This is a genomic window from Streptomyces achromogenes subsp. achromogenes (genome assembly GCF_000720835.1).
Lineage (GTDB): Bacteria > Actinomycetota > Actinomycetes > Streptomycetales > Streptomycetaceae > Streptomyces > Streptomyces achromogenes.
Window position 1 is genome coordinate 201,597 of sequence record NZ_JODT01000015.1, and the last position, 17,252, is coordinate 218,848.

General features: G+C 71.2%; 12 protein-coding genes. 6 read left to right on the top strand and 6 right to left on the bottom strand.

Going from position 1 to position 17,252, the window contains the following annotated elements; translation table 11 throughout:
- Positions 1-110: 110 nt before the first annotated feature.
- Positions 111-803: a response regulator gene (locus IH25_RS0117050; protein WP_030610253.1), complete on the bottom strand. Its 693-nt coding sequence runs from the start codon at positions 801-803 to the stop codon at positions 111-113.
- Positions 800-2,578: a sensor histidine kinase gene (locus IH25_RS0117055; protein ID WP_051753967.1), complete on the bottom strand. Its 1,779-nt coding sequence runs from the start codon at positions 2,576-2,578 to the stop codon at positions 800-802. Before IH25_RS0117055 ends, IH25_RS0117050 begins: the two co-directional genes overlap by 4 nt.
- Before the next feature lie 153 nt (positions 2,579-2,731).
- Here IH25_RS0117055 and IH25_RS0117060 point away from each other — a divergent pair, with 153 nt between their 5' ends.
- Positions 2,732-4,111, top strand: a complete 1,380-nt coding sequence (locus IH25_RS0117060; protein WP_030610259.1) for a cation:dicarboxylate symporter family transporter — start codon at positions 2,732-2,734, stop codon at positions 4,109-4,111.
- A gap of 114 nt (positions 4,112-4,225) precedes the next feature.
- Here IH25_RS0117060 and IH25_RS0117065 read toward each other — a convergent pair whose 3' ends face one another.
- Positions 4,226-4,840, bottom strand: a complete 615-nt coding sequence (locus IH25_RS0117065) for a TetR/AcrR family transcriptional regulator (protein WP_030610262.1) — start codon at positions 4,838-4,840, stop codon at positions 4,226-4,228.
- A 128-nt stretch (positions 4,841-4,968) separates the two neighbouring features.
- On the opposite strand from IH25_RS0117065, the gene IH25_RS0117070 reads away from it, so the two are divergent.
- From IH25_RS0117070 to IH25_RS0117090, 5 genes are all read left to right on the top strand, one after another.
- A complete protein-coding gene (locus tag IH25_RS0117070) occupies positions 4,969-6,642 on the top strand; it encodes an MFS transporter (RefSeq protein WP_030610265.1) in 1,674 nt (557 codons plus the stop codon).
- Positions 6,643-6,729: 87 nt separating this feature from the next.
- Positions 6,730-7,155 carry a MerR family transcriptional regulator gene (locus IH25_RS0117075; RefSeq protein WP_030610268.1) on the top strand — a complete coding sequence of 142 codons (426 nt, stop codon included), beginning with the start codon at positions 6,730-6,732 and terminating at the stop codon, positions 7,153-7,155.
- Entirely contained in the window at positions 7,155-7,487 is a 333-nt protein-coding gene (locus IH25_RS0117080; RefSeq protein WP_030610271.1) for a thioredoxin family protein, read from the top strand. Before IH25_RS0117075 ends, IH25_RS0117080 begins: the two co-directional genes overlap by 1 nt.
- A 123-nt stretch (positions 7,488-7,610) precedes the next feature.
- The gene (locus IH25_RS0117085) at positions 7,611-9,908 is read left to right on the top strand and encodes a HelD family protein (RefSeq protein ID WP_107058394.1); all 2,298 of its coding nucleotides are present in this window, start codon (positions 7,611-7,613) and stop codon (positions 9,906-9,908) included.
- A gap of 694 nt (positions 9,909-10,602) precedes the next feature.
- Complete coding sequence (locus IH25_RS0117090) at positions 10,603-12,828, top strand: hypothetical protein (protein WP_030610279.1); 2,226 nt, start codon at positions 10,603-10,605, stop codon at positions 12,826-12,828.
- Positions 12,829-12,963: 135 nt separating this feature from the next.
- Here IH25_RS0117090 and glgB read toward each other — a convergent pair whose 3' ends face one another.
- From glgB to IH25_RS0117105, 3 genes are all read right to left on the bottom strand, one after another.
- Positions 12,964-15,363: a 1,4-alpha-glucan branching enzyme gene (gene glgB, locus IH25_RS0117095; RefSeq protein WP_078844278.1), complete on the bottom strand. Its 2,400-nt coding sequence runs from the start codon at positions 15,361-15,363 to the stop codon at positions 12,964-12,966.
- Positions 15,364-15,394: 31 nt separating this feature from the next.
- Positions 15,395-16,780 carry a maltokinase N-terminal cap-like domain-containing protein gene (locus tag IH25_RS0117100; protein ID WP_030610284.1) on the bottom strand — a complete coding sequence of 462 codons (1,386 nt, stop codon included), beginning with the start codon at positions 16,778-16,780 and terminating at the stop codon, positions 15,395-15,397.
- A 90-nt stretch (positions 16,781-16,870) separates the two neighbouring features.
- Positions 16,871-17,252, bottom strand: a 382-nt coding sequence (locus IH25_RS0117105; RefSeq protein ID WP_030610288.1) for an alpha-glucosidase C-terminal domain-containing protein, incomplete at its 5' end; no start/stop codon positions are given.

Sequence of the window (17,252 nt, forward strand, 5' to 3'; positions counted from 1 at the left end):
TGGCGCGGAGATGACTGCCGTGTGAAGGTAAGAGCGCTGGTCCGGTCAGGTCAATGCGTCTGCGGGGTGATAGCGCCCGCCCGGCGGGCGGAACGGGCCGCCGGCCGTCCTCACCGCCCCTGGCGAACCCACCGGTACACCAGCTCCGGCCGCCCCACCTGCCCGTACAGCGGGCTGCGGGCGGCGCGGCCGGTGTCCACCAGGTGTTCCAGGTAGCGGCGGGCCGTGATGCGGGAGATGCCCACCGTCTCGGCCAGCCCGGCCGCCGTGAGCCCGTCCGGCGCCTCCCGGAGCGTGTCCGTCACCCGTCGCAGCGTCGGTGCGCTCAGGCCCTTCGGCAGGGCCGCCGGGGTGGGGGCGCGCAGGGCCGCCAGGGCCCGGTCGACCTCGTCCTGGCCGCTCGCCTCGCCCGCCGCCGCGTGGAACTCGGCGTAGCGCACCAGCCGGTCCCGGAGCGTCGCGAACGTGAACGGCTTCAGGACGTACTGGACGACGCCCAGCGAGACGCCCTCCCGCACCACCGCCAGGTCCCGCGCCGAGGTCACCGCGATCACGTCCGCGTGGTGCCCGCCCGCCCGCAGCGACCTGGCCAGCTGCAAACCGTGCACGTCCGGCAGGTGCAGGTCCAGCAGGAGCAGGTCCACCGGGGTGCGGTCCAGGATCCGCCGGGCCTCCGCGCCCGTGTGCGCCTTCCCGACCGCGACGAATCCCGGCACCCGGCCGACGTACATCACGTGCGCGTCGGCGGCCACCGGGTCGTCCTCCACGACGAGGACGCGGATGGGCTGTTCTTCGTCCGTCATCGGCCGCCACCCGGAGACGTACACCCGTCGGCACGCGGGGACGTGGATGCGTCGGCACCCGGGGATTTGGATGCGTCGCCGTCCGGGAACATCCCTCCGTCGCCGCCGGGGGACGCGCATCCGCCATCGCCCGGCGACGCGCATCCGTCGCCGCCCAGCGACCTGCGCAAAGGCAACCGCACCTCGAACACCGCTCCGCCCTCGCCGTCCTCGCCGGACCCCGTCACCCTCAGCGTGCCCTCGTGGCGGGTCACCGCCTGCCGGGCCAGGGCCAGCCCGAGTCCCCGCCCGCCCGGCCCGGCCGGCTTGGTGGAGAACCCCCGCTGGAATACCAGGCCGGCGTGCGCTGGGTCGACACCGGGGCCGGTGTCCGCGACCCGCAGCACCAGCTCGGCGCCCGCGGCGTACGCGGTCACGGTCACCCGCGCCCGGACGCTGCCCTGGGCCGCGTCCACCGCGTTGTCGATCAGGTTGCCGAGGATCGTGACCAGGTCCCGCGCCGGCAGCTCGGCCGGCAGCAGGCCGTCGTCCAGGCGGCTGTCCGGGGAGACCACCAGCTCCACGCCCCGCTCGTGCGCCTGGGCGGTCTTGCCCAGCAGCAGCGCGGCCAGCACCGGCTCGCTCACCGCCGCCACCACCTGGTCGGTGAGGGCCTGGGCCAGCTCCAGCTCGGCCGTGGCGAACTCCACCGCCTCCTCCGCCCGGCCCAGCTCGATCAGGGAGACGACGGTGTGCAGCCGGTTCGCGGCCTCGTGCGCCTGCGAGCGCAGCGCCTGGGTGAACCCGCGCTCGGAGTCCAGCTCACCCATCAGGGACTGGAGCTCGGTCACGTCCCGGAGCGTCACGACCGTGCCCCGGCGCTCGCCCCCGGACACCGGCGAGGTGTTCACCACCAGCACCCGGGAGGCGGTCAGGTGCACCTCGTCCACCCGGGGCTCGGAGGACAGCAGGGCGCCGGTCAGCGGGGCCGGCAGGCCGAGACCGGCCACCGAGCGGCCGATCAGTTCCGCGTCCGGGGTGCCGTCGAGCCCCAGCAGTTCCCGGCCGCCGTCGTTGACCAGCGCGACCCGGTACTGGCCGTCGAGCATCAGCAGCCCTTCCCGGACCGCGTGCAGCGCCGCCTGGTGGTAGTCGTGCATCCGGCTCAGCTCGGTGGCGTTCATGCCGTGGGTGTGGCGGCGCAGCCTGGCGTTGATCACGTAGGTGCCGACCGCGCCCAGCGCCAGCGCCCCGCCGGCCACCCCGAGCAGCGCCGTGACCTGGTCCTGGAGCCGGGCGCTGATCGTCTCGACCTTGATGCCGGCGCTCACCAGCCCGACGACCCGGCCGCCGTCCCTGACCGGGGTCACCGCGCGGACGGACGGGCCGAGCGTGCCGGTGTAGGTCTCGGTGAAGGTACGGCCGTGCCGGGCGGGGGCGATGGTGCCGAGGAAGCGCCTGCCGATCTGCGCGCGGTCCGGGTGGGTCCAGCGGATGCCGGACGGGTCCATGATCGTCACGAAGTCGACGTTGGCGTCCCGGGTGACCTGGAGGGCGTACGGCTCCAGCCGGGCCGTGGGGTCGGGGCCGCGGATCGCCGAGCGGACCGAGGGGGCGTCGGCGACCGACCGGGCCACCGCCGTGGCCTGCCGGGCGGCGGACTCCTCGGCCTGCCGCCGGTCGCTGACGTAGGTGAACAGCGCGTACCCGGCCACGACCACCGCGATCAGCACGGCCTGCATGGCGAACAGCTGGCCGGCCAGGCTGCGGGGTCGGGGGAGGGCGGGCAGACGCATGCCAGCAGTGTGCCTCTCCGTCCGATCGTGAACTAAATGAACGGAAGGGTGACCGCCCTCACAGGCCGGGAGATAGTCACGGCGTTCCCAACAACGCCCGGACGTGAGCCGCACGCCGGTTGTTCGCCGACGAAGACGTCAAGGAGGGCAGTCGTGGCCGCCAGCCCCGCCGATACGGCACCTGCCGCACCCCGCGCCCAGCGCGACCGGACCCATTACCTGTACATCGCCGTCATCGCGGCGGTCGCGCTCGGTATCGCCGTGGGCCTGATCTGGCCCGACGCGGCGGTGGAGCTGAAGCCGCTGGGCACCGGCTTTGTGAACCTGATCAAGATGATGATCTCGCCGATCATCTTCTGCACGATCGTGCTCGGTATCGGTTCGGTACGGAAGGCCGCGAAGGTCGGAGCCGTCGGCGGCATCGCCCTCGGCTACTTCCTGGTGATGTCGCTCGTCGCGCTGGCCATCGGTCTCGTGGTCGGCAATGTGCTGCACCCCGGCGACGGGCTGCACCTGACCGACGCGCTGCGCAAGAGCGGGCACGCCCAGGTGGAGAGCCACGCGCTGCCGCCGGTGGACTTCGTGCTGTCGATCATCCCGAACACCTTCGTGTCCGCGTTCACCCAGGGGCAGGTGCTCCAGACGCTGCTGGTGGCGCTGCTCGCCGGGTTCGCGCTCCAGGCCATGGGTCCGGCCGGGCAGCCGGTGCTGCGCGGGATCGAGCACCTCCAGCGGCTCGTCTTCCGCATCCTGTCGATGGTGATGTGGGCCGCGCCGGTCGGCGCGTTCGGCGCGATCGCGGCCGTGGTCGGCTCCGCCGGCGTGGACGCGCTCAAGAGCCTCGCCGTGCTGATGCTCGGCTTCTACGTCACCTGCTTCCTGTTCGTCTTCCTGGTGCTGGGCGCGCTGCTGCGGATCGTCGCGGGGCTGAACGTCTTCTCCCTGTTCAAGTACCTCGCCCGCGAGTTCCTGCTGATCCTGTCCACGTCGTCGTCGGAGTCCGCGCTGCCCCGGCTGATCGCGAAGATGGAGCACCTGGGCGTCAGCCGGCCGGTGGTCGGCATCACCGTGCCGACGGGCTACTCGTTCAACCTCGACGGCACGATGATCTACATGACCATGGCGTCGCTGTACATCGCGGACGCGCTGGGGACGCCGATGTCGGTCGGCGAGCAGATCCCGCTGCTGCTGTTCCTACTGCTGGCGTCCAAGGGTGCGGCCGGGGTCAGCGGCGCGGGCCTCGCCACGCTGGCCGGCGGCCTGCAGTCGCACAAGCCGGCCCTGGTCGACGGCGTCGGCCTGATCGTGGGCATCGACCGCTTCATGAGCGAGGCGCGGGCCCTGACCAACTTCGCGGGCAACGCGGTGGCGACGGTCCTGGTCGGGACGTGGACCAAGGAGATCGACAAGGACCGGGTGCGCAGGGTGCTGGCCGGCGAGGTGCCGTTCGACGAGACCACGCTGCTGGACGAGGGACGCCCCTCGGTGAGCGAGACCCCGCAGGCCCGGGCGGAGGACCTGGTCAAGGCCTGAGCGCCGGCCACTGTTCTCCGGCCGTCCGGCCCCGCCTGAACCGGGGCCGGGCGGCCGGTTTTCCGTTGGTCCACGGCCTTTTCACGGCACGTGTACGACGCCCGCAAGGCACTTCTAGGCCACCTCGGCCACCAGCTCCATGGCCCGGGAGGCGGGCACGCCCGCCGCGGTCAGGACGGCGACCGTGGCCGAGCGGCCCGCCTCCGCCGCCGCCAGGAGCCCGTCGTTCACCGCCTCCATCAGCGCGAACAGCATCTGCTCGTGGACGTACGCCAGCGCCGGCGCGGGCAGCGGCGAGTGGAACACGCCCGTGTCCAGCCCGCGCTGGAGCAGCCGTACCTTCGCCTCGCGCAGCGGGGCGAGGCGGTCGCGGATGCCCTGGACGGTGACCGTCCGCTGGGCCAGCGCGATCAGCAGCCGGTAGCGGTCGGCGGTCTGCCAGATCGCGAGCACCGACCGGGCCACCGCCTCCGCCGGGTCCGTCACCCCGGCCCGCACCGCCGCGTCGGCGTCCGCCAGCGCCTGCACCGCCTCGTCCACGAGCGTGCTGATCAGCGCCTCACGGCTCGGGAAGTGGCCGTACACCGTCCGTCGTACGACGCCTGCCGCGCGGGCGATCTGGTCCATGGAGGCGTCGGGATCGCGCAGCAGCTCCGCGAGGGCGACGTCGAGGATGCGGCGCCGGTTTGCGTCGGCGCGGCTGGTGTTACCCGTGGTCATGGCGGTCATTGTGCCTTCCCGACCCCCTTCGGACTGGACTTGCACAGTCCTGTGCAACGTCGTACATTGCACATAGTTGTGCAATTGCACGTTACTGTGCAAGTCCGTCGCGTACCCCGAGGAAGGCGATCCCTGCCATGCGACTCGTCATGACCGAACCGGTCGAGAGGATGGAGCGCCCCTACGCCCGGCGATGGTGGGCGCTGCTGGTGCTCTGCCTCAGCCTGCTGATCATCGTGATGGCGAACACCGCCCTCACCGTCGCCGCGCCCGACATGACGAAGGACCTCGGGCTCTCCAGCGCCGACCTGCAGTGGGTGATCGACGGCTACACCGTGCCGTACGCGGCGCTGATGCTGCTGCTCGGCGCGATCGGCGACAAGTACAGCCGGCGCGGCGCCCTCGTCCTCGGCCTGGTGGTGTTCGGCGGCGGAGCCGTGTTCGGCTACCTCGCCGACAGCGCGGCGACCGTCATCGCGGCCCGCGCCGTGATGGGCGTCGGCGCGGCGCTGATCATGCCGGCCACCCTCTCGCTGCTCGCCGCGACCTTCCCGCGCGCCGAGCGGGCCAAGGCCATCACCCTGTGGACCGCGACCGCCGGCCTCGCCATCGCCGCCGGACCCGTGGTGGCCGGCGCCCTGCTGCGCGACCACGGCTGGTCCTCCACCTTCCTGATCAACGTGCCCGTCGCGGCCGTCGCGCTGGTCGCCGCCTTCGTCCTCGTCCCGCCGTCCAAGGCGGGCCACCACGACCGCATCGACTACGTCGGCGGCGTGCTGTCGGTGATCTGGACCGCAGCGCTCGTCTACATGATCATCGAGGGCCCGCACTTCGGCTGGGGCGCCAAGGCCATCGGCGCGGCCGTCGTCGCCGGCGTGGGCCTGGTCGCCTTCGTGCTGTGGGAGCTGCGCCACCCGCGCCCGATCCTGGACGTGCGCCGCTTCACCGCCCGCCGCTTCGCGGGCTCCAACCTCGCCGTCGCCCTGTTCTTCCTGGCCGTCTTCGGCGCCTTCTACTACCTGACCCAGCACCTGCAGTTCGTCCTCGGCTACGACGCCCTGCAGACCGGTGTGCGCATGCTGCCGCTGGCCGGCGCGGTCTTCGTCGGCTCGGCCCTGACCGCCCTGCTCACCCCGCGCGTCGGCATGAAGTGGACCGTCGGCGCGGGCATGGCCGGCGGCACGATCGCCCTCGCGCTGCTCACCCGGGTCGACGCGGGCTCCACCTACGGCGACTTCGTGGCGCCCCTGATCATCCTGGGCCTCGCGATAGGCCTGGCGCTCTCGCCCTGCACCGACGCCATCATGGGCGCGTTCCCGGAGTCGGAGCTGGGCGTCGGCGGCGCCGTCAACGACACCTCGCTGGAGCTGGGCGGCTCGCTCGGCATCGCCATCCTCGGCTCCCTGCTGGCCACCTCCTACAGCGACCACCTGTCCGACGCCACCAAGGGCAGCAAGCTCCCGGCGAGCGCCCTGGACACCGCGCAGGACTCGGTCGGCGCCGGGTACGCCGTCGCGCAGGGCATCGGCGAGAAGGCCCACCAGGCCGCCGCGCGGGCCCAGCAGGCGACCGACCCGCAGCAGGCCGCGCAGCTCAAGCAGCAGGCCGGCGAGCTGGCCACCGGCGCCCGGCAGATGGCCGACGCGGTCGGCTCCGCCTTCTCCGACGCGGTCGCCCACACCAGCCTGGTCGGCGCGGTGATCCTCGGCGTCGGCACGGTCCTGGTGGCCGTCCTGCTGCCGCGCCGGGAAGCCGCGACCGCGGACAAGCAGGACGCGGAGAAGGAGCTGGCGGACAGCAAGACCGCCTGACCCTCCGAGGGGGAGCGCGAGACCGGCCGGGACCGACGTCCCGGCCGGTCTTGCGTTGACGCCGACGTCAACCCGTACCGTCGGGGCATGCGAATCGGCGAGCTGGCCGCACGGGCCGGAACCACGACCCGCACCCTGCGCTACTACGAGTCCCGCGGGCTGCTGCCGGCCCGGCGCGACGCCCAGGGACACCGGACGTACGACGAGGGCGATCTGCGGCTGCTGGCCCAGATCCGCACCCTGCGGGACTTCGGCTTCGACCTGGAGGAGACCCGGCCGTTCGTGGAGTGTCTGCGGGCCGGGCACCCGGAGGGCGACTCCTGCCCGGCCTCGCTGGTGGTCTACCGGCACAAGCTGGCCGAGCTGGACGCGCTCATCGGGCAGCTGAGCGCCGTACGGGAGACGGTCGCGGGGCAGCTGGCGCGGGCCGAGCGGGCCCGCGACGAGCTGGCCGCCGAGGCGCTGGTTCCGGGGGGTCCGGAACCTGTGTGCGAACTGGGAGGGCGGCAGTGATGAGCAAAGCGGCGGGTGTGGCGGAAGTGGGGGACGCGGACTTCGCGACCGAGGTCCTGGCATCGGAGCTGCCGGTGCTGGTGGAGTTCACGGCCGACTGGTGTCCGCCGTGCCGGCAGATGGCGCCGGTGCTCAGCCGGCTCGCGGCCGAGGAGGGGGAGCGGCTCAAGGTCGTCCAGCTGGACGTGGACCACAACCCCGACACCACGAACGCCTACAAGGTGCTGTCGATGCCCACGTTCATGGTCTTCCGGGGCGGTGAGCCGGTGAAGGCGATGGTGGGGGCGCGCCCGCAGCGGCGACTGCTGGAGGAGCTCGCCGACGTGCTGTGAGGCGGCGCGGCCGGACACCAAAAATCCCCCGGGCAATTGCGCTCGGGGGATTTCTCTGCGTATATTCGGTGGTTCGCGACTGCTATTTCAAGAGATCGCGGAGAAGTCCAGTGACCACAGTATATGCGGGCGGGAGCAGAATTGTCAAACGCGGATCTGTCGAACAGCGAATTTCCCGACGATGAATTGCGCGGCGAGCAGGAATTCATCGACGGACTGTACGCGCGCGTGGACGTCCTGCGCGGCGAGACCGAGACCTCCGTCGCGGTCGCGCTCGCCCAGGGGGACAAGCCCATGCAGGCGCGGCTGGAGCGGGACATCCTGGTCGCCGAGCGCTCGGGGCTGCTCGCCGCGCTGAACGCCGTGGACGGCTCGCTGTGCTTCGGCCGGATCGACCTGGCCGACGGCACCACGCACCACATCGGCCGGATCGGGCTGCGCGAGGACGACGCCGAGCGCACCCCCGTGCTGATCGACTGGCGGGCCGATGTCGCCCGCCCCTTCTACCTGGCCACCGGCCACACCCCGATGGGCCTGCGGCGCCGCCGGCACATCGCCACCGAGGGCCGGACGGTCACCTCCCTGCACGACGAGATCCTCGACCTCGGCGACGCCACCCGCACCGGCCACGAGGACCACAACGGCGACGCCGTGCTGCTGGCCGCGCTGAACTCGGCGCGCACCGGCCGGATGAGCGACATCGTGCAGACCATCCAGGCCGAGCAGGACCGGATCATCCGGGCGCCGCACCGCGGGGTGCTGGTCGTGGAGGGCGGCCCCGGCACCGGCAAGACCGCGGTGGCCCTGCACCGGGCGGCGTACCTGCTCTACGAGCACCGGGAACTGCTGGCCCGCCGCGCGGTCCTCATCGTCGGCCCCAACCCCGCCTTCCTCGGCTACATCGGCGAGGTGCTGCCCTCGCTCGGCGAGACCGGGGTGCTGCTGGCCACGGTCGGCGAACTGTTCCCCGGGGTGAAGGCCACCGCGGCCGACACCCCCGAGGCCGCCGCCGTCAAGGGCCGCGCCGGCATGGCCGAGGTGCTGGCCGCCGTCGTCCGCGACCGGCAGGCCCTGCCGGACCCGGTGATCGCGATCGAACACGACCGGGAGGTGCTGATGCTGGACGACGGCCTGGTGAACGTCGCCCGCGAACGCACCCGCGCCGCCAGACTGCCGCACAACGCGGCCCGCGAGCACTTCGAGGGCTACATCCTCAACACGCTCACCGAGCTGTACGCCGAGCGCGTGGGCACCGACCCCTACGACGGCAGCAGCCTGCTCGACGCCTCCGACATCACCCAGATCCGCGACGAACTCGCCGAGAACCCCGAGGTCTGGGACGCCATCGACCGGCTGTGGCCGCGGATCACCCCGCAGCGGCTGGTCGCCGACTTCCTCGCCGAGCCCGACGGCTATCTGCCGAAGGAGGACGCCGACGCGATCCGCCGGCCGGTGACCCGCGCCTGGACCGTCGCCGACGTGCCGCTGCTGGACGAGGCGGCCGAACTCCTCGGCGAGGACGACCGGCAGGCCCGCGCCCGCGCCGAACGCGAACGCGAGACCCAGGTGGCCTACGCGCAGGGCGTGCTCGACGTGTCGTACGCCTCCCGGACCTACGAGTTCGAGGACAAGGAGGACAGCGACCCGGAGGCGAGCGAGGTGCTGTCCGCGCACGACATCATCGACGCCGAGCGGTTCGCCGAACGGCACGAGGAGGCCGACCACCGCAGCGCCGCCGAACGCGCCGCCGCCGACCGCACCTGGGCGTTCGGGCACATCATCGTGGACGAGGCGCAGGAACTGTCACCGATGGCCTGGCGGCTGCTGATGCGGCGCAGCCCGACCCGCTCGATGACCCTGGTCGGCGACCCCGCCCAGACCGCGGAGGCGGCCGGCGTCGGCTCCTGGGCGGACATCCTCGCCCCCTATGTCGAGGACCGCTGGGAGCACACCCGGCTGGGCGTCAACTACCGCACCCCGGCGGAGATCATGGACCTGGCGGCGGCCGTGGTCCGCGCCGAGCACCCGGACTTCGAGCCGCCCAGCTCGGTCCGCTCCACCGGCGTACGGCCCTGGGTGCGGCGGGCCTCCGGCGACCTGCCCGGCGCGGTCGCCGAGGCGGTCGCCGAACTCACCCCCGACGAGGGCCGGCTGGCGGTGATCGCCCCCCGCGCGCTGCACCGCGCCCTGGCCGCACGCCTGGACGGGATCACGGCGGACACGGAACCCGACCTCACCCGCACGGTCGTCCTGCTCGACCCCCGCCAGGCCAAGGGCCTGGAGTTCGACTCGGTCCTGGTGGTGGAACCCGCCACCTACGGCACGAGCGACCTGTACGTGGCCCTGACCCGCGCCACACAGCGCCTCGGCGTCCTGCACACGGGGTCGCTGCCGGCCGGTTTGGCGGAGACAGCCGGATGATGGTGGGCCCGCGGTCGGCGCAGTCAGAATCACCTCGTCGGCCGCGGGCTCATGTGTTCTATGAGTCACTGCGCCGGGTGGACTTCCAAGGCGACTTAGGAATCCTAAGCTTTGGCCTTTGCTGATGAACTCACGCGATAATCTGATGGAATCGCGCGCGAGTGATCAAAATGAGTACATGACCAGTACCTGAACGGGCATGTTCTATTCCGGATGTGGCGCGGCGGGCGGAAGCATCGGCTTGGGGGAGCGGTCGACACCGGCCGCTGGGGATGCCAATGTGCTGGCTGCCGGATGGGAGTCCGGCGTTGAGGTGCCCGGCCATGAGGAGCGCAATGCCCGGACCTAGCGACGATGACCCGTCTGACCGTGACGGCCGATGTGGGCAGTCTGAAGCGCTGTTACGGGAGCTGCTGAGTCGAATAGAGACGATGGAGAGGGGTAGGCGTAGAAGACGTCTCGGTATTAGCTGCCTCGCGATCCTCTTTGATCTCCCGGATCTCGCAGATCTGTTGGATCTTTTGGACATCATCATGCAGGCTGTAACCTCTTGAGCAAGAATGATCGTTATCGATCATATTCGGTTACTATTCATCAGCTATATCCCTCGTTTAGGTGATGCTGGCAAGCATGGATGGACACGGAATCCGCTGTCATCTTCTAATGCTGTCACTCATGTGAATAATTGAGGGGTGTGGTGAACGTGATCGAACGTCCATTCCCTCTTCCCGCTTCCGCCGTGGAGCAGGAAGAGTGGGTCGAGGCGGCACTTGCGACCCCGGGGGTGAATGTCCCTCGGGGGGCGCTCCAAAACATCGCTCCTTTTCTGGTCGCGCCCAGAGAGCTGCTGAGCGCAGCCGACGCTGCCGGGCGGCGCAGGCTGGAGGCGCATACGCTGCGGCGAATCGACACCGAGGCCGGTGACATGACGATTGTCACCGTTCGGATGCACGGCGTGGGCGGGGTTGTCTGGGAGAACAACGAACGCATCAGCTCCGCCTGGCACTCGTTGGCCGACCCCTCCGGGATCACGGAGGACCGGCGACCGCTGACTCAAGTACGTCCTTGGACCGAGGTGCTGTCCGATGGCCGAAAAGAGGTCCAAGCGGCACTGCACAGCACCGTCGCCAGCCGCGAAGAACTCATCGCAAACGTCGATCTGGCCGTAGACGCCCTGAAAGCCCGCGTGGGCCACCGCCCCTACGACCTCAAACAAGATCTTGTCCTCAATGGCCAGCAGGAGCCGGGTCTCTACGTTGCTCAGAACTTTCAGCTGGACGAGCCGCCTCTCGTCGATCAGGACGGCAAACCCTTGCATCCAGCCGAGCACTGGGGCTGGATGGCGGTCCGGGGAAACAACCGGACCAAGGAACGCCAGGAAATCTTCGGTGTGACATCGGCCGAAGTGTTGGCTGGCGTCCCTCTGAGGAAACTGGGTGGAGACAGCGACGAGCTGGTGTTTCACCCCGCAGACTGGCTGACAAAGCTGTCGGAAACGCTGAACGAGGAGTACTTGGATGCGGGTGGCTGGGAACCCGACAGCGACTCCCGTGCTGTACGGGCCGTAAAGGTCGCGGTCGTCCAAGCTCAATTGGTCATCGGAAGCACTACGCCGCACCGCCTGTATCGCATTGTGCAGATGAGTAATCGGCGTGATCATGTGCACCCGCCCCTTGAGTTCACTCAGAACGATCGAAGTCGTGCCCTTGCTCGCAGCGTTCTCGGCGCCTACGTCGCTGCCGGGAAGCTGGACGAGCGGACGGCGGAAGTGCTCTCCGGTTCGGCTCCGGTTACGGATCTGCCAGGAGCGGCGAGCAACGCGACGGTCAGCGAGCTAAGAGACCTGCGGTCGATGATGCTCCTGAGCGAAATGTTTCCGGTCGACCGTGAGAAGCGCTTCGTCATCCGCCGTGTGTTGAGCGAGTCACCTCCGTCGCAGCTCACTGCCAGTGAGGTGAACCGGCGCGCCCGCGCTTGGTCAGCACTGACCTCGGAGAGTTATCCCAAGGCCTGGAACCCGCGGATCGGTGAGATGTTCCAGGTGGGAGACGTTCGGGAGGGCCTCCGGATCTCTGGCCGGCCACTGCGAACCCTTCTGGCGGTGGCCGACACGGATGACGAGGCGTTCGAGGAACTGATCAGTTACCGGGCCGCGCACTGGCTGGCCGCCTTCGGCATCATCGACGCGGACCGGGGCTCGCTGACCGGTCAGAAGGCCGATGAGGACGACGGCACTGAGGCCACCCGCGTGCGGCGTACAGTCCGGAACACGCTCAACGCCATGCGCAACAACAGGCAGCAGGCGGTAGCGGTTCTCAGGGAACTCGCCCAGGCCATGGACCAGGGGGACCGGCCGCCACGTAGGGTGAACCGCTCGGGGCAGACCGATGTGGTGCCGATGAAAGCAGCATGGTTCAACCGCGAGTTCCCCAAGGAGACTGGAAGGCGCCCCAGCCGGGCGGCCAACCCTGCTGCGGCGAGCGCGAGTTCGACGTCCAAGCCACCACAGCTGCCGACACCTCAGGTGACCGCTGCCATGCTGCCGGCGCCGATCCCGAGCCCGCGCCCTCAGGGACAGGTTCCGCCCACAGCCGCTGGGCCCAACGGGACTCAGCAGCTTTCCCATCCCCACGGAGCCTCGACAGCTTCCGGTCTGGAGCAGTGGGCCGAAGAGCTGAGGACACGGGTCGGCCGTCTGCTCGAAGAGGCCCGGCTGGCCAAGGAACTCCTGGGCCGGATGGATAAACGGGCGCGTGACGAGGGCGTCATGACGGTCTTCGCCCGTGGGAAGGCCGACGCGATCGTCCGCGATATCTCCAGGGCGCTGCACGTACTCCGCGAACTGCCGGAATTGGTGGAGGGGCTGGCTGAAGGCGAAACGGAGCCGGCAACCGGAACCGAGGCGGGAACCGAGGCGTAGCCAGGAACTCGAGCAGGCAGGAACCGAAAGAGCGTCGGGCTCCGAGATGGAGCCCGACGCACGCACGACAGCCGACACCCAGGCAGAGACCACGACCACAAAACTCCAGCTCTGGCCTGGTCCGGCCGTTCGGTGCTATGCCGGCCGCAGCCACACCGTAGCCAGTGGAGGGAGGGTCAGGCGGAGGCTTGCGGGGCGGCCGTGGGTGCCGTGGGGTTCCGGCTTGACCGGGTCGGGGTGCACGGTGCCGCTGCCGCCGTAGCGGGCCGCGTCGGTGTTCAGGACCTCCACCCAGGCCGGGATGTCCTCCGGCACCCCGATGCGGTAGTCGGAGCGGACCACCGGTGCCAGGTGGCAGACCGCGAGCAGCGGGGTGCCGTCGGCGGCGCGGCGCAGGAACGCGAAGACGTTGTCGTCCGCCGCGTCCCCGGCGATCCACTCGAACCCCGCCGGGTCGGTGTCCCGCTGCCACAGCGCCGGGGTCGCCCGGTAGACCGCGTTCAGGTCCCGGACGAGGTCCTGTACGCCCCGGTGGTCCGCCGCCGCGCCGTACCCCGGATCCAGCAGCCACCAGTCCGGGCCGCGTGCCTCGGACCACTCGGCGCCCTGGGCGAACTCCTGGCCCATGAACAGCAGTTGCTTGCCGGGGTGGGACCACATGAAGCCCAGGTAGGCGCGGTGGTTGGCGCGCTGCTGCCACCAGTCGCCCGGCATCTTCGACACCAGGGACCCCTTGCCGTGCACCACCTCGTCGTGGGAGATCGGCAGGACGTAGTTCTCGCTGTAGGCGTACACCATCGAGAACGTCATCTCGTGGTGGTGGTGCTTGCGGTGCACGGGGTCGTGGCTCATGTACTGGAGCGAGTCGTGCATCCAGCCCATGTTCCACTTCAGGCCGAAGCCGAGACCGCCGAAGCCGCTCGGGCCCCGGTGGTGGGTGGGGCGGGTGACGCCGTCCCAGGCGGTGGACTCCTCGGCGATGGTCACCACGCCCGGGCAGCGCCGGTAGACGGTGGCGTTCATCTCCTGGAGGAAGGCCACGGCGTCCAGGTTCTCCCGGCCGCCGTGCTCGTTGGGCGTCCACTGCCCGGAGTCGCGTGAGTAGTCCAAATAGAGCATGGAGGCGACGGCGTCCACCCGCAGCCCGTCGATGTGGAACTCCTCGCACCAGTACACGGCGTTCGCCACCAGGAAGTTGCGCACCTCCCGCCGGCCGAGGTCGAACTCCAGCGTGCCCCAGTCCGGATGGGCGGCCCGCGCCGGGTCCTGGGGCTCGTACAGCGGGCGCCCGTCGAACGCGGCCAGCGCCCACTCGTCGCGTGGGAAGTGCGCCGGCACCCAGTCCATCAGCACCCCGATGCCGGCCTGGTGCAGCCGGTCCACCAGGTACTTGAAGTCGTCGGGCGTGCCGAGGCGGGCCGTCGGGGCGTAGTACCCGGTGACCTGGTAGCCCCACGAGCCGCCGAAGGGATGCTCGGCGACCGGCATCAGCTCCACGTGCGTGAAGCCCATCTCCCGTACGTACGCGGTGAGTTCCTCCGCCAGTTCGCGGTACGTCAGTCCGGGCCGCCAGGAGGGCAGGTGGACCTCGTAGACGGAGAAGGGGGCCTCGTGCACCGGCGTGTCCGCGCGGTGCGCCAGCCACTCGGCGTCGCCCCACTCGTGGTGCGAGACGTCCACGAGGGAGGAGGTCGCGGGCGGGACCTCGGTGCGGCGGGCCATCGGGTCGGCGCGCACGGTGCGCGAGCCGTCCGGGCGGGTGATCTCGAACTTGTACAGCTCCCCCTCGCCGACCCCCGGCACGAACAGCTCCCAGACCCCGGTGCCGCCCAGCGAGCGCATCGGGAAGCCCGAACCGTCCCAGAAGTTGAAGCCGCCGCAGACCCGGACGCCCCGCGCGTTCGGCGCCCACACCGCGAACCGGGTGCCGGTGACGCCCTGGTGGGTGAGGACGTGGGCACCGAGCGCCCGCCACAGCTGCTCGTGCCGGCCCTCGCCGATCAGGTGCAGGTCCAGTTCGCCCAGGGTGGGCAGGAAGCGGTAGGGGTCCTCGGTCTCCAGGACCGTGCCGTCGTACGTCACGAGCAGCCGGTAGTCGGGGGCCGAGGAGAGCGGCAGCAGGCCGGAGAAGAAGCCGTCGCCGTCGTCGTGCAGCCGGGCGCGCAGCTCGCCGCAGTCCACGGTGACGGTCCGCGCGTACGGGCGGAGGACCCGGAAGGCGACCCCGCCGGGGACCGGATGGGCGCCGAGGACGGTGTGCGGATCGTGGTGGGTGCCGTGCAGCAGCCGCGCGCGGTCGTCGGGGTCCACGGCGGCGGGGGCCGCGGAGACGACGGGCGCGGGGGCGGGCGCCACCGGGGCGGGGGCGTCGTCCCGCCCGGAGGACACCGACTGCGCGGACACCGACTGCGCGGGTACCGACTGTGCGGGCACCGACTGTGCGGGCACCTGCGCGGACCGCGTCCGTGCGGCGTCGGTCCGCGCGGCTCGGGATTGTCCGCCGGTGTTCCCGGCGGCTGGCTTCTTGGACGTCACGAGCGAGTCTCCCGGACGAGGAACGGGTCGGTCAGGTCGGGTCGGACACCGCGAGGCGGCGGATCGCGGACATCGGTACGGGGAGCCAGTCGGGCCGGTGCCGGGCCTCGTAGACGACCTCGTAGACCGCCTTGTCGGTCTCGTAGGCCCGCAGCAGCACCGGATCGGTGCGCGGATCGCGGCCGGAGGCCTCCGCGTACCCGGAGCAGTAGGCCGCCCGGCAGGCGTGCGCCCAGTCGGGGGCGGGCGGGCGGACCGAGCGGGCCGCGTAGTCGAAGGAGCGGAGCATCCCCGCGATGTCCCGCACCGTCGGCTGCGGCATGCGCCGCTCCGCCAGCGGCCGGGCCGGCTCGCCCTCGAAGTCGATCAGCGACCAGCCGCCGGCCGGCGCCCGCAGGCACTGCCCCAGGTGCAGATCGCCGTGCACCCGCTGGGCGGTCCAGGTGCGGCCCTCGGCGGCGAGGTCGGCCAGCGCGGTGTAGGCCGAGCGCAGCCCGGGTTCGTACGGCGTCAGGGCCGGCACCGCTTGCACGGCCGCCGCCAGCCGCTCGGTCATGCCGTCCACCAGCAGCTCCAGCTGGGGGCGGCCGAGGGTGACGGTGGGCAGGGCACGGGCGAGCGCGGTGTGCACCTCGGCGGTGGCCCGGCCCAGGGCGTGCGCCTCCGCCGCGAAGTCCTCGCCCTTGGCCAGCTCGCGCAGCGCCAGCTCCCAGCCGTCGCTCGCCCCGCTGACATAGGGCTGGAGCACGGCGAGCACGTACGGCTCCCCGCCCGGCTCGGCCCGCAGCCAGCCCGTCGGCGCGGGCACCCGGGGGCAGCCCTCCCGGGCCAGGGCGAGCGGCAGCTCCAGGTCGGGGTTGACGCCGGGCACCACCCGGCGCAGCACCTTGAGAATGAACGTATCTCCATAGACGACGGACGAGTTGGACTGCTCGGCGGTCATCAGCCGGGCCACGAGGCCGGGCCGGATCTCCTGGCGCCCGTCCCGCTCGAAGCGCAGCACGCCGATCCGGCTCCGGCCGCGCAGGGCCTCCAGGAGCAGTTCGGCGGGCCGGGGGTCGTGCAGCGCGTCGTACACGGTGCACCCGGCGAGCGGGCCCTCGGTGACGTGACCGATCAGCGCGGGTGCCAGCCGGGGCGGCAGCGCCCGGCGCACGCCGACGAGGAGCTGATAGCAGTCGCCGGGGTGCGGCTCGCCGCCGGGCACGGACGGCTGGTGGACCCGCAGCAGCAGGTGGTACAGGCCCAGCCGGCCGCCGGACGGCAGCAGTTCGGTGACGGTCACCGGGGTGAAGGCGGTGACCGGGCGCCCCTTGCCCGCGAACCAGCGCTGCCGGGGCAGCCAGGTGCGCAGCAGGGGGTCGAGCGAGGCGAGGAGTGAATCTGCGGTGCCTAAGGGGGTGACCGTTTCCGCCATGGCGTCACGTCCTTTCCCCGGGGAGTAGTCGGGGTGTTACTGAGGGGTGCCCCGGGTGGGACGGTGGAAACCGCCCCACCGGGCGCCGGGTTACGCGGCCTCGCGGCGCAGCCGGAACCAGTAGAAGCCGTGCCCCGCGAGGGTGAGCAGGTACGGCAGTTCGCCGATGGCGGGAAAGCGCACCCCGCCGAACAGCTCGACGGGATGCCGCCCGCCGAACCGGCTGAGGTCCAGCTCCGTGGGCTGGGCGAAGCGGGAGAAGTTGTGCACGCACAGCACCAGGTCGTCCTCGTACTCCCGCAGGAAGGCGAGCACCGCCGGGTTGGAGGACGGCAGTTCGGTGTAGGAGCCGAGTCCGAAGGCGGGGTTCTGCTTGCGGATCTCGATCATCCGGCGGGTCCAGTGCAGCAGCGAGGAGGGGGAGGACATGGAGGCTTCGACGTTGGTGACCTGGTAGCCGTAGACGGGGTCC

Bases quoted from the DNA above. Each gene is read 5' to 3' on its own strand.
- IH25_RS0117050 (WP_030610253.1), bottom strand. From the start codon at position 803: ATGACGGACGAAGAACAGCCCATCCGCGTCCTCGTCGTGGAGGACGAC.
- IH25_RS0117055 (WP_051753967.1), bottom strand. From the start codon at position 2,578: ATGCGTCTGCCCGCCCTCCCCCGACCCCGCAGCCTGGCCGGCCAGCTG.
- IH25_RS0117065 (WP_030610262.1), bottom strand. From the start codon at position 4,840: ATGACCGCCATGACCACGGGTAACACCAGCCGCGCCGACGCAAACCGG.
- IH25_RS0117070 (WP_030610265.1), top strand. From the start codon at position 4,969: ATGCGACTCGTCATGACCGAACCGGTCGAGAGGATGGAGCGCCCCTAC.
- IH25_RS0117075 (WP_030610268.1), top strand. From the start codon at position 6,730: ATGCGAATCGGCGAGCTGGCCGCACGGGCCGGAACCACGACCCGCACC.
- IH25_RS0117080 (WP_030610271.1), top strand. From the start codon at position 7,155: ATGAGCAAAGCGGCGGGTGTGGCGGAAGTGGGGGACGCGGACTTCGCG.
- IH25_RS0117085 (WP_107058394.1), top strand. From the start codon at position 7,611: ATGCGGGCGGGAGCAGAATTGTCAAACGCGGATCTGTCGAACAGCGAA.
- IH25_RS0117100 (WP_030610284.1), bottom strand. From the start codon at position 16,780: ATGGCGGAAACGGTCACCCCCTTAGGCACCGCAGATTCACTCCTCGCC.